The 12420-nt window shown below is 60.8% G+C and carries 13 protein-coding genes; all 13 read left to right on the top strand.

What is annotated here, in order from left to right; all coding sequences use genetic code 11:
- The first annotated feature begins 92 nt into the window (after positions 1-92).
- Positions 93-881, top strand: a complete 789-nt coding sequence (locus ACGHIZ_RS06975) for a ribonuclease HII (protein ID WP_138374168.1) — start codon at positions 93-95, stop codon at positions 879-881.
- 189 nt (positions 882-1070) lie between these two features.
- Positions 1071-1556, top strand: a complete 486-nt coding sequence (locus ACGHIZ_RS06970; protein WP_055285132.1) for a YraN family protein — start codon at positions 1071-1073, stop codon at positions 1554-1556.
- Positions 1556-3079, top strand: a complete 1524-nt coding sequence (locus ACGHIZ_RS06965; protein WP_138374169.1) for a YifB family Mg chelatase-like AAA ATPase — start codon at positions 1556-1558, stop codon at positions 3077-3079. The genes ACGHIZ_RS06970 and ACGHIZ_RS06965 overlap by 1 nt, the downstream gene beginning before the upstream one ends.
- Positions 3076-4011, top strand: coding sequence for a DNA-processing protein DprA (locus ACGHIZ_RS06960; protein ID WP_349110276.1), 936 nt, complete (start codon positions 3076-3078; stop codon positions 4009-4011). Before ACGHIZ_RS06965 ends, ACGHIZ_RS06960 begins: the two co-directional genes overlap by 4 nt.
- 14 nt (positions 4012-4025) lie before the next feature.
- Complete coding sequence (gene trmFO / locus ACGHIZ_RS06955; protein ID WP_195239256.1) at positions 4026-5363, top strand: methylenetetrahydrofolate--tRNA-(uracil(54)-C(5))-methyltransferase (FADH(2)-oxidizing) TrmFO; 1338 nt, start codon at positions 4026-4028, stop codon at positions 5361-5363.
- A 74-nt stretch (positions 5364-5437) separates the two neighbouring features.
- Positions 5438-6280, top strand: coding sequence for a tyrosine recombinase (locus ACGHIZ_RS06950; RefSeq protein ID WP_390447058.1), 843 nt, complete (start codon positions 5438-5440; stop codon positions 6278-6280).
- Positions 6281-6499: 219 nt separating this feature from the next.
- Positions 6500-7228, top strand: a complete 729-nt coding sequence (gene rpsB, locus ACGHIZ_RS06945) for a 30S ribosomal protein S2 (protein ID WP_006236109.1) — start codon at positions 6500-6502, stop codon at positions 7226-7228.
- Positions 7229-7273: 45 nt separating this feature from the next.
- On the top strand, positions 7274-8143 hold the full coding sequence (gene tsf, locus ACGHIZ_RS06940) for a translation elongation factor Ts (protein WP_022094736.1): 870 nt from the start codon (positions 7274-7276) through the stop codon (positions 8141-8143).
- 118 nt (positions 8144-8261) lie between these two features.
- Entirely contained in the window at positions 8262-8984 is a 723-nt protein-coding gene (gene pyrH / locus ACGHIZ_RS06935) for a UMP kinase (protein WP_390447055.1), read from the top strand.
- Positions 8985-8986: 2 nt separating this feature from the next.
- Positions 8987-9523 carry a ribosome recycling factor gene (gene frr / locus ACGHIZ_RS06930; RefSeq protein WP_006236112.1) on the top strand — a complete coding sequence of 179 codons (537 nt, stop codon included), beginning with the start codon at positions 8987-8989 and terminating at the stop codon, positions 9521-9523.
- 1 nt (position 9524) lies between these two features.
- Positions 9525-10319 (top strand): isoprenyl transferase, encoded by a 795-nt coding sequence (locus ACGHIZ_RS06925; protein ID WP_055309876.1) that lies wholly within the window; start codon positions 9525-9527, stop codon positions 10317-10319.
- Positions 10320-10321: 2 nt separating this feature from the next.
- A complete protein-coding gene (locus ACGHIZ_RS06920) occupies positions 10322-11221 on the top strand; it encodes a phosphatidate cytidylyltransferase (RefSeq protein WP_390447051.1) in 900 nt (299 codons plus the stop codon).
- Positions 11221-12408 carry a 1-deoxy-D-xylulose-5-phosphate reductoisomerase gene (gene dxr / locus ACGHIZ_RS06915; protein ID WP_390447048.1) on the top strand — a complete coding sequence of 396 codons (1188 nt, stop codon included), beginning with the start codon at positions 11221-11223 and terminating at the stop codon, positions 12406-12408. Before ACGHIZ_RS06920 ends, dxr begins: the two co-directional genes overlap by 1 nt.
- The last annotated feature ends 12 nt before the right edge of the window (positions 12409-12420 follow it).

Below are 12420 nucleotides of genomic sequence, written 5' to 3'. Positions count from 1 at the left end.
AAGATCGCAGCGTCTGTCCACTCGTTTGGACGTAAGGGTCACCTTCGGGTGGCCCTTCTTTTTATCTGATTTGCATGCAAGGAGGGCCTGGTATGGCCAATATGACGAGCTCGGTTTCGGCATCGCAGGTTGCCGGCGAGCTGGCGAGTGCCACGTTCGAGGAGATTCCCGCCCTCGTGGAGCATTATCGCGAGGATCCGCGCCAGCAGGTGATCAAGGCTTGCGAGCGTGCCCTTAAGCGCCATGCCAAGGAGCTTGCCGAGCGCGAGCGCGTCAACGGCATGTACGAGCTTATGCATGAGCTCGGCGGTGATGGCGTGGTCGTGGGCGTCGACGAGGTGGGCCGTGGCTCGGTAGCGGGGCCCTTGACCGTGTGTGCCGTGTGCCTTCCGATGGAGCCGCGCATCTGGGGCATCAACGATTCCAAAAAGCTCACGCCGGCGCGCCGCGAGCTGCTCTCGGTTAAGATTGCCGAGGTGGCGACTGCTATCGGCTTTTGCCATATCGCTCCTGCAGATATCGATGAGATGGGTATGGCCCGCGCCATCCGCGCTGCCGTTGCGGGTGCGGTGGCCGATACGGGACTTGAACCCGACTGCGTCCTCATGGATGGCAACCCCTTGGGCGCCGTTCCCAATGAGCGCGACGTGGTGAAGGGCGATGCCAAGATCGCCTGTATCGCCGCGGCATCCATCATGGCAAAGGTCACGCGTGACGAGATGATGGTCGAGTACGACGCCGAGTACCCCGAGTACCATCTGGCCGAATCGAAGGGCTATGCGAGCCCCGAGCACATCGAGGCCATTCGAAAACATGGACTTTGTCCACTGCATCGTGTGAGCTTTTGCGGAAACTTTCTGCAGACTGAGCGCCTTTTCTAGGTCAATTGTGGAGACAGGGACCTCTAGGGTTTTATAAACCTGCTGGTAGCGGGCCGTATGCAACAGCATTGCTGCGTACGGCCCTTTTTTTGACGGCATTTGGTCAGCTTTTGGTTTGCTTCCTGTACTTACCCGCATGAAAGGTGCCCTCATCATCGGGGCAATGCAGTGTGCGGGAAAGGAGACCCCATGAGTGCCGCAAGCAAAAAGAGCAAGACGCAGCAGCTCAAGGAGCGTTGGGAAAACGGCGAGCTCGACTGCGGGGCGATGACGCCCGAGTTTATCAAGGGACTCAGTCCCCGTGAGCTGGGCATGCTGGGCGAGCTGATCACCATCGACTACTTTAACGAGCGCGGCTACACCTTGCTGGAGCAGGGTTATCGTTGCACCGAGGGCGAGGCCGATCTGGTGCTGCTCGATGAGCTTGACGATGTCGTGGTGATGGCCGAGGTCAAGACCAGGCGCGTCGCCCTGGATTGCACCACGCGGGTCTTTCCCGAGGAGGCCGTGGATGCCCAAAAGCAGCGTCGGTATCGCCGTATCGCAAGTTGCTATCTCATGGAGCACTATCCGCTCAAGGCGATCCGCTTCGATGCAGTGGGTGTCACCATTCGCGGCGGGCATATCGCCGAGATCGAGCATCAGTACAACGCGTTCGATTGGCAGGTGTCGTGATGGCGTTCGAGACGTTTGCCGTTCACGCGGCCTGCATCCGCGGCGTCGAGGCGATTCACGTCACGGTCGAGGTCTCGCTTGCCGGCGGCGTTCCGGGCATTCAGATGCTCGGCATCCCGAGTATGGAGGTGATGGAGTCACGCGGTCGTATTCGCTGCGCGATGCGCTCCGCCGGGTTCGAGATCCCGCGCTCGGGCATTACCGTTAACCTGGCACCCGGCGATATCCGCAAGACCGGTAGCGGCTTTGACCTGCCCATCGCCATCGCGGTTCTAGCGGCCGATGAGCAGATTCCCCGTGACAACCTCGATCGCTGCCTTATCGCAGGTGAGCTTGGTCTGGACGGTACGGTGCTTCCCGTCAAGGGCGAGGTGGCGTTTCAGCTATTGGCTCGCGACATGGGGCTGTCTTTTATCGCCGGCAGGTCCGACCAGCATGTGCCACTCGCGGGCGTAGATTGCGGCTTTATCGACCATCTGTCTCAGCTTGCTCACGGCATGGGCGATGCCGCACGGCACTACTTGGATTCCGAGGGTGTCGAGGCGACCTTTGAGCCCGAGCTCGACTATGCAGACGTGCTGGGGCAGGAAGTCGCTAAACGCGGCATGGCGCTTGCGGCGGCAGGAGAACTCGGCTTGCTCATGATCGGGTCTCCGGGATCGGGCAAGACGATGCTCGCACGCCGTATGACCGGCATCCTGCCCGAGCTTTCCGTTGAGGATCAGCAGGAGGCACTGTGCATCCATTCGGTTTTGGGTGAGAACATTGATGGCTTGTTGGCGGGGCACCGCCCCTTCCGCAGTCCCCACCACAGTATTTCGACCGCAGGCCTTATCGGCGGCGGGCGCCCGGTGCACCCGGGTGAGATCAGCCTTGCTCATGGCGGCGTGCTCTTTTTGGACGAGCTTGCCGAGTTTCCCACTGGCGTGCTGCAGACGCTGCGTCAGCCCATCGAGCGCGGCTACGTGAGGATCGTACGCGTCGACGGGGCTTTTACCTTCCCGTCGCGCTTTCAGCTGCTGGCTGCGAGCAATCCCTGCCCCTGCGGCTTTTTGGGCGATCGCGAGGTACCGTGTCGCTGCTCGGCGGCGATGGTCGAGCGCTATCGGTCTAAACTGCGCGGTCCCTTGGCCGACCGTATCGACATGATGATCGATGTGACCCGTCCCGACCCTCAAGTGATTATCGAGGGTGCGGAGGGTATGTCGTCGGCCGAGTTACGTGACTACGTTGTGCGCGGTCGTGCCTTTCGCGCCTGGCGCGAGTTCCGTATGGACGATGCGGATGCCGAGGCCGAGGATGACGAGACGCGGTCTATTGACGGCGTCGTTTCGACCTTCGAGCTCGATGATGCTGCCGAGAAATGCGTACTTGGCCTATCCAAACGCACGCATCTCACGGGCCGCGGCATCGTACGCCTGGTGCGTATCGCGCGTACAATCGCTGACGTCGCCGAGAGCGAGCAAGTGACGCAGGACCACGTGCTCGAGGCGGCGATGTACCAGGGAAGGAGGGACCAATGATAGCTGAGGGGACCTTCGAGCTGCATCCAGGTGATGCGTTGTATCCCGAGAGCGTTTTGGAGCTATCTGATGTACCCCAGACGCTCTATGTGCGCGGCAACCCCGAGGTGCTTTCGACGCCCGCGCTCTCCATCATCGGTGCGCGAAAGGCCTCGCCGTATGGTCTTGCCGTGGCAGAGCTTGCGGCGAAGGTGGCGGTTGAGGCGGGAGTGACGGTAGTTTCGGGCGGTGCGGTCGGTTGTGACCAGGCCTCGGGTTGGGCTGCGGTCAACGCCGGCGGCAAACACGTCGTGGTGCTGGGGACGGGCGCCGACGTGGTCTACCCGCGTTCGAGCGCGGGGCTTATTACGCGCACGCTCGATACGGGCGGCGCGGTCGTGTCGATCTCTCCGTGGGGTATGGGTCCGCGCAAGTTTGCCTTTCCGCGTCGCAATCGCGTGATCGCGGCCCTGTCGCAAGCCCTCTTTGTATCCGAGGCGGGTATGCCTTCCGGGACGTTTTCTACAGCCGAGGCTGCTATGGATTTGGGGCGCGAACTTCTTGCCGTGCCGGGGTCGATCCTATCGCCCGAGTCGCGTGGCACGAATTACCTCATTGCGAACGGTGCCTGCTGCATTGTCGACGAGGAGTCCATCGAGATGGCTATCTCTCGCATATACGGCACCCTGCGCTACTCGCGCCCCGATGCTCCCGGCATTGCCGACCTGAATCCAACACAGCAGACCGTGATGCATGCGCTCATCGCCTCTCCGCTCAAGGTCGACGACATCGCGGCGCTCGTCTCACTCGATGCTGTCGGCGTACTCAAACTCTTGGGTTCGCTTGAACTCGAGGGCCTTATCGAGCGCATGATGGATGGAAGGTATGCGCCCTCCAAGTTTGCCCTTCACGCCCAGACGCCCTTCGGTCACAATGGAAAACGTGTCAATTAGAAAGGTGTTTGCAGATGCAGTTCGATCAGGTGACGGTTATCGGTGGCGGTCTGGCGGGTTCGGAATGCGCGATCCAGCTGGCAGACCGCGGGTTTGCCGTAAAGCTGTGCGAGATGCGCCCCCAGGTGAGCTCCCCGGCTCACCATACCGATCACCTGGCAGAGCTCGTCTGCTCCAATTCGTTTAAGTCGACCCGTCCGGATTCCGCGGCTGGTTTGCTGAAGGCCGAGCTTGAGCGCATGGGTTCAGTCCTGCTCGACTGCGCCCATCGCGCTGCTGTTCCCGCTGGTGGCGCCCTGGCGGTCGACCGTGTTACATTCTCCGAGCTCGTCGAGGCTGAGGTTGCCGCCCGCCCCAATATCGAGGTCGTTCACGGCGAGGTCACCCAGATCCCCGAGGGCCACGTGGTCATTGCCGCGGGCCCGCTGTGTTCACCGGCGCTGAGCGAAGAGGTCATGAAGCTCGTCGGTGGCGACGCCCTTGCGTTCTTCGATGCCGCGGCGCCGATCGTCGATGCCTCCACGCTCGATATGGACGTGCTGTTTTCGCAGTCGCGCTACGAGGAGCAGGGGAGCGGCGACTATCTCAACGCTCCGCTCAACAAGGAGGAGTACGAGGCCTTTATCGAGGCGCTCACCACGGCCGACCGCGTGGTGCTCAAGGACTTTGAGGGCGGCGATCTGTTCCAGGCCTGCCAGCCTGCCGAGGAGGTTGCGCGCACCGGCAAGGACGCCATTCGCTTTGGCGCCATGAAGCCCGTCGGCCTCACCGACCCGCGTACCGGACGTCGCCCTTGGGCGGCGATTCAGCTGCGTGCCGAGAACAAGGAGAAGACCGCCTATAACCTGGTGGGCTTCCAGACCAACCTGACCTTTGGCGAGCAGAAGCGCGTCTTCCATATGGTGCCGGGCCTGGAGAACGCTGAGTTCTTCCGCTACGGTGTCATGCACCGCAATACCTTTGTCGACGCCCCGCACGTGCTCGATGGCACCTTTGCCGTGCCCGGTACCGGCGTGCGCCTGGCCGGTCAGATCACCGGCACCGAGGGGTACATGGAAGCCGTGGCGACCGGTCTGCTCGCGGCGCTCAACACCTATGCAGAGGCTATCGGCGCCGATTCCGTCGAGTTGCCCCGCGTGGGCGCCCTGGGTGCGCTCGTGGGCTATGCGACCGATCCTGCCACCGTGGGCTATCAGCCCATGCATGTCAACTTTGGCCTGGTGCCGCCGCTCGAGGACGGTAAGCGCCGCAGCAAGCGCGACCGCTATCAGGCCTATGCGGACCGTGCGCTCGAGGCCCTCGATGCCTACTTGGCCACGCGTTCCGACTTGTTTGGAGGCGACCGGTCATAGCCTTTGACCTGTACGACACCGTCGACTCTTTTATCGCCTATATCGCACGCGTTGAGGGGCTTTCTCCCAACACGGTGACGGCCTATGGCTCGAGACTGGAGCGCTTTGCTGCCTGGTGCGAGCGCGAGGATATTGATGCTTTCGCTGCCGACGTGCGCACCATTCGTCGCTATCTTGCTGAGCTTTCGCGTGAGCAGGTGGCTCCCCGAACGCTTGCGGCGCACCTGTCGGCTATCCGATCTCTCTATCGCTGGATGGCTGCCGAGGGGATTGTCGAGGGCGATGCGGTCTCGGCGATCGCGTCGCCCAAGCTGCCGCGTGACCTGCCGGGCGTCCTTACGACCCAGCAGGTCGAGGCGCTGCTCAAGACGCCTGATACCTCAACACCCGCGGGACTGCGCGATGCGGCGATGCTCGAGTTGCTCTATGCCTCGGGTGCCCGCATCTCAGAGCTTGCGGCGCTCAATGTGGAATCCATCTCATGGTCCGAGCGCACGCTGCGCCTGTGGGGCAAGGGGAGCAAGGAGCGTATCGTCCCTCTGTATCGTCGTGCGCTCGATGTGACGCGTCTCTATATTGAAGAGGGGAGGCCGGAGTTGCTCGCTCGGGCAAAGCGCCGCGACCTCGCTACCGGGCCGCATCCGCTGCTTATATCGGCGCGCGGCAATCGCATGAGCTCCGCGATGCTCCGGCGGCGGTTCCATACGCTGGCGACGCTCGCCGGCATTCCGGCTGACATCGCCCCGCATGCGATGCGCCATACCTTTGCGACCGACTTGCTCGAGGGCGGTGCGGACCTGCGCTCGGTTCAAGAGCTGCTAGGTCATGCGAGCCTGTCCACGACGCAGATCTACACGCATCTCACACCCGATCGGCTTAAACGTGCCGTGGCTCAAGCCCATCCCCGCGGCGAATAGTGGCTGGGACGTCCCGCGCCGCACTCAGGTGTGTGGTTTTGATTGCGGGTTGGCAGGAAGAGGCATTCCTGCTATCATTCATCGGGTTGCTTCACGGCAACATGTTTTTATCACGCACGCGCGGCTACTTCATACCGTGGTGCCCGGGCTTTGGTAGCACATGTCCGGGTTGGTTTTGGAGGATGACCCCGCGCGGAGGCAAACCACAGGAGGTTTAACATGGCTACCAAGATTAATATCCGCACCCTGCTCGAGGCCGGCTGCCACTTCGGTCACCAGACCCGTCGCTGGAACCCCAAGATGAAGCCGTTCATCTTCGGTGAGCGCAACGGCATCTACATCCTCGACCTCAAGCAGACCATCCTCGACGCCGACCAGGCCTACACCTTCGTCAAGAACGTCGCCAAGGGTGGCAACGTGCTGTTCGTCGGCACCAAGAAGCAGGCTCAGGAGGCCGTCAAGAACGCTGCTGAGCGCGCCAACATGCCTTACATCAACCAGCGTTGGCTCGGCGGTATGCTGACCAACTTCGTCACCATCCGCTCCCGCATCAACCGCATGGAGGAGCTCGAGGCCATGGTCGAGGACGGCCGCATGGCTGTTCTGCCTAAGAAGGAGCAGGCTGTTCTCGGCAAGGAGCTCACCAAGCTCCAGACCAACCTCGGTGGCGCCCGCGACATGAAGGGTCTGCCCCAGGCTCTCTTCGTCATCGACACCAAGCGCGAGGAGAACGCCATCAAGGAGGCTCAGCGCCTGAACATCCCCGTCGTCGCCCTGATCGACACCAACTCCGATCCCGACGAGGTCGAGTACGGCATCCCCTGCAACGATGACGCTATCTCCGCTGTCACCCTTATGTGCGAGCTCATGGCTGACGCCTGCCTCGCTGGCTCTGGTAAGGAGCAGGTCTCCGAGGCCGAGATGGCCGCTGAGCCCAAGGCCGAGTAAATCAGTCTTAGTTAATTCTTTTTCATCTCTTTGAAAGGAACCACAATGGCCCAGATTACCGCCGCTATGGTCAAGCAGCTCCGCGAGATGACCGACTCCCCGATGATGGAGTGCAAGAAGGCTCTCGTCGAGGCTGACGGCGACATGGACGCCGCTGTCGACGTTCTGCGTAAGAACGGCCTTGCCAAGGCTGCCAAGAAGGCTGGCCGTGAGACCAACGAGGGCGCTGTCGCCGCGTTCGTCTCCGAGGATGGCAAGACCGGCGCTCTGCTCGAGCTCTCCTGCGAGACCGACTTCGTTGGCTCTAACGCCAAGTTCACCGGCTTTGCTTCCAAGGTCGCTGAGGTTGTCGCTACCACCGAGCCTGCTGACGTCGACGCTCTGCTCGAGAAGCCGATGGGCGAGGAGACCGTTTCCTCCGAGCTCACCGAGATGATTCACATCATGGGCGAGAACATGAAGATCTCCCGCTTCGCTGCCCGCAAGGCTGAGAACGGCGCGCTCGCTTCTTACATCCACATGGGTGGTAAGATCGGCGTCCTCGTCGAGTTCGCCTTCGAGAAGGCTGAGACCGCTCAGGCTGAATCCTTCAAGACCTTCGCTCACGACGTTGCCCTTCAGGTTGCCGCCGTCGCCCCGATCTGCGCTACCCGCGATCAGGTTCCGGCCGAGACCGTCGAGCACGAGAAGCAGATCTACATGGCTCAGGCTGCCGAGTCCGGTAAGCCCGAGGCTATCCAGGAGAAGATGGCTGTCGGCCGTCTGGAGAAGTTCTACAAGCAGTCCGTGCTCACCGAGCAGGAGTTCATCAAGGACAGCTCCCTCACCATCAAGAAGTACGCTGAGCAGGTCTCCAAGGAGCTCGGCGACACCATTACCGTCGTTGCCTTTGACCGTCTGGTCCGTGGCGAGTAAATAAGCTCTTGTAGCTGGTAATGAGCAGGCTGTGGGTTTTACTCACAGCCTGCTTTTTCATGGCTCTTCTTAGAGCCTTTGATAGAATGTTGGGAGTTCAATCTAAAGGAGGATCGCTTTGTCCGACATCCGATATAAACGCGTGCTTCTTAAGCTTTCCGGCGAAGCGCTGATGGGCGACGGCCAATATGGCATCGACCCCAAGGTTACCGACCATCTTGCTAAGCAGGTCAAGGAGCTGCTCGCCGTTGGCCATGAGGTCGGCGTCGTTGTCGGCGGCGGCAATATTTTCCGCGGCATGGCAGGCGCTGCCGGTGGCATGGAGCGTGCTCAGGCCGACTACATGGGCATGCTGGCAACCGTTATGAACGCGCTCGCCCTGCAGGATGCCTTCGAGCATAACGATGTTCCCTGCCGCGTGATGAGCGCTATCCAGATGAACGAGATCTGCGAGCCCTATATTCGCCGTCGCGCCATCAACCACCTTTCCAAGGGCAACGTCGTTATTTTTGCCGCCGGTTCGGGCAATCCGTACTTTACGACCGACACCGCCGCGGCTCTTCGTGCGTGCGAGATCGGCGCCGAGATTCTGATTAAAGCCACCAAGGTTGACGGCATCTACGATAAGGATCCCGTCAAGTGCGCTGATGCCGTCCGTTTTGACAAGATTACCTATCACGAGGTTCTCGTCCGCGGTCTGCAGGTTATGGATTCCACCGCTACGGCACTGTGCCAGGATAACCGTATGCCGATTTTGGTCCTCAACCTCGATGGCGAGGACACCGTCAAGCGCGCGCTCGCGGGTGAGCCCGTCGGCACGCTCGTCTATCAGGAGGATTAAGCATGGCAGAGAACATCACCGCCCATATGGACAAGTCGCTCGAGTCCCTCAAGCATAACTTCTCCAAGGTCCGTACCGGCCGCGCCAATGCCAACATTCTGTCCGACATCACCGTCGATTATTACGGTGTTCCCACGCCGGTCACGCAGGTTGCCGCCGTCAAGACCCCCGAGGCCCACATGCTGCTCATCGAGCCGTGGGACAAGGCACTTATCAACGCTATCGTCAAGGCCATCGGCGCTTCCGATCTGGGTATTACCCCCAACTCCGATGGCACCGTCGTTCGTCTGCCGTTCCCGGCTCCCACCGAGGAGCGCCGTCGCGAGCTCGTCAAGGAGTGCCGCGAGTACGCCGAGCAGGCCAAGGTGTCTATCCGTAACATCCGTCGCGACTTCAACAACAAGCTTGAGCGCGATGAGGAGCTCACCGAGGACGATGTCCGTCGCGAGCAGGCCAAGGTCCAGAAGCACACCGATGAGTATGTCGCCAAGGTCGAGGAGCTTCTGAAGGAAAAAGAAGCCGAGGTCATGGAGATCTAAGGTGCAATACGACGAGCATAAACTGGTCGAGTACTTTGCCGACGCCCCTGCGGGCGTCGGTTTTTCCGACCTTGACCTCAATAACATTCCGCACCATATCTCGTGCATCATGGACGGCAATGGTCGTTGGGCCACATCGCGCGGTCTTGCACGCACCGAGGGCCACAAGGCGGGTATCGTCTCCCTTCGTGAGATTATTACCGCCTGCGTGCGTCTGGGCGTCGACGTGCTTTCGGCCTATGCGTTTTCTACCGAAAACTGGAACCGCCCGCAGCATGAGGTCAACGTCTTGATGCACCTGTTTGCCAAGACGTTTATCGACGAGCTGCCGCTTCTGAAGCGCGAAAACGTGCGCGTTGTCTTTTTGGGTGACATTTCCGCGCTGCCCAAGAAGACCCGCGACGTTTTTGAACGCGGTCTTGCCGAGTGCGCCAATCACACCGGCATGACGCTGGCGCTTGCCGTCAACTACGGCGCGCGTGCCGAGATTACCCGCGCTGTCCGTCAGATCGCACTCGACGCTGCCGCCGGTAAGATCGATCCTGGCGCAATTGATGACGACATGGTGGCTTCCCACCTCTATACCGCCGGCCTTCCCGATCCTGAGCTTGTGATTCGCACTTCTGGTGAGCTGCGCCTTTCGAACTATCTGCTGTGGCAGGTGGCTTATTCCGAATTCTACGTCACCGATACCTATTGGCCCGACTTTGATCGTTGGGGCCTTGTCGACGCCATTTTGGCCTATCAGGGCCGTGACCGTAGGTTTGGTGGACTGAGCAAGACCGAGGAGGCTTAATCGTGTCCGATCGTCCCAAGGCATCTGCTCCCAAGACGCCTGCGCGCAAAGCTGCCACTGCGGGAACGCCTGCAGTGAAGAGCGGCACCGGTTCGTGGCTGGCGGGCTTTATTACCCGTGCCGCCGCCGGTATCGTCTACGCCGTTGTCTTTATCCTGTGCCTGGTTTTGGGTATCGTGCCCACGGCCATCTTTGTTTCCGTCATGAGCGGTCTGTGCTGCTATGAGTTTTTCCGTATGACAAGGCTCGATGGCAAGATGGCTAACGAGCGCATGGGTATCGCTGCCGCCGTGCTCTTTCCGCTGTCGGCGTTGGGCGATTCGATGCTGCTGAATGCCCTGCTTTTTGCCCTGATGCTCACTGTGGGCATTTGGTATGTCTGGTCGCCGCGTACCCGTATATCCGATGTTGCCGTGACACTCATGGGTCCCATCTACACCGGTTTTATGCTGTCGGCTATCGTGCTGCTGCGCGATGCCGTGCCCGGTTTTGCCGGCGCCCTGCTTTCGGTGGGTGTTTGCGCGTCTCTCTGGGTCTCCGATTCGTTTGCCTATATCGTGGGTAGCCGTATCGGCAAACACAAGATGGTTCCCAAGATCTCTCCCAAAAAGAGCTGGGAGGGGTTTGTTGGCGGCATCCTGGGCTCGGTTTTGATTTGGCTCATCCTGTGGGCGACGCATTTCTTCAAGCTCAGCCTGCCCTATGCGCTGCTGTGCGGCGTGGTCGTGTCCATTCTGGGCGTTATCGGCGACCTTATCGAGTCGCGCATCAAGCGCGGTGTGGGCGTCAAAGATTCCGGCAACCTTATCCCGGGCCACGGCGGCATGCTCGATCGTAGCGATTCGCTTATCTTCGGCTGCATCACCGCGCAGCTGATGCTGATGATCGGAGGCGTGCTGTAATGTCATTCCAGACGACGTATGGCCCCGATGGACGCCTCCGTGTTGCCATCCTGGGTTGTACGGGCTCCATCGGCACCCAGGCGCTCGATGTGTGCCGCCAGCATGCCGATCGCCTGCAGGTGACGGCGCTGTCCGTTAACTCCAGTACCTCCGAGCTTGTTGCCGCTGCCCGCGAGTTCTCGGTTTCGGCGGTTGCCGTGGCCGATGTCGCTCATGGCGATGACGCCGTGCTGCAGGAGTTGCCCGAGGGAACGAAGCTCGGCGTTGGCGCGCAGGCGGTTTGCGAGCTCGCGCGTCGCGACGTTGTCGACTGCGTACTCGTCGCTATTGTGGGTGCCGCCGGTCTCGAGGCGAGCCATGCGGCCTTGACCTCGAATAAGCGTCTTGCCCTTGCCAACAAGGAGTCCCTCGTCGTCGGTGGCGACTTGCTTATGCCGTTGGCGCAACCGGGCCAGCTTATTCCAGTCGACTCTGAGCACTCCGCCATCTACCAGTGCTATCTGGGGGAGAACCCGCGCGAGGCTCATTGTATTTGGCTCACCTGCTCGGGCGGTCCGTTCTTTGGCCGCACGCGCGACGAGCTAAATCGCGTGACGCGTGCCGATGCCCTCGCACATCCCACGTGGGCCATGGGTGCTAAGATCACCATCGACTCCGCCACCCTCATGAATAAGGGCCTGGAGCGCATTGAGGCCATGCATCTGTTTAACTGCGACCTCGATTTCATTAACGTGGTCGTGCAGCGTCAGTCCAAGATTCACTCTATGGTCGAGTTTGCCGACGGCTCCGTGATGGCGCATCTCGGTGCTTCCGACATGCGTATTCCCATCCAGTTCGCGTTCTCGTATCCCGAGCGTTGGGATACCCCGGCGCCTCGTATCGATTTCCGCGAGCTGGGGCAGCTCACGTTTGATGCTGCCGACATGGATACCTTCCGCTGTCTGGCACTGGCCGAGCGTGCCGGCAAGACGGGTGGCACCATGCCGTGCGTGCTCAATGCCGCCAACGAGGTCGCCGTCGATGCCTTCCTGCACGATGGCTGCAGCTTTACCGATATCGATCGCATTGTGGAATCCTGCATGGATGCCCACGATATGCAGGCGGTCGATTCGTTTGAGCAGCTTCGCGACATCGATGCGTGGGCGCGTGAAAAGGCTGCGCAGGTACTCTCCGCAACCCGTTCCTAACCCATAAGGATT

Origin of the sequence: Collinsella sp. i05-0019-G5 (assembly GCF_042851345.1) — a bacterium.
Lineage (GTDB): Bacteria > Actinomycetota > Coriobacteriia > Coriobacteriales > Coriobacteriaceae > Collinsella.
The sequence above is the reverse complement of the archived record's forward strand: the minus strand, read 5'-3'. Positions and strand labels throughout refer to the sequence as shown.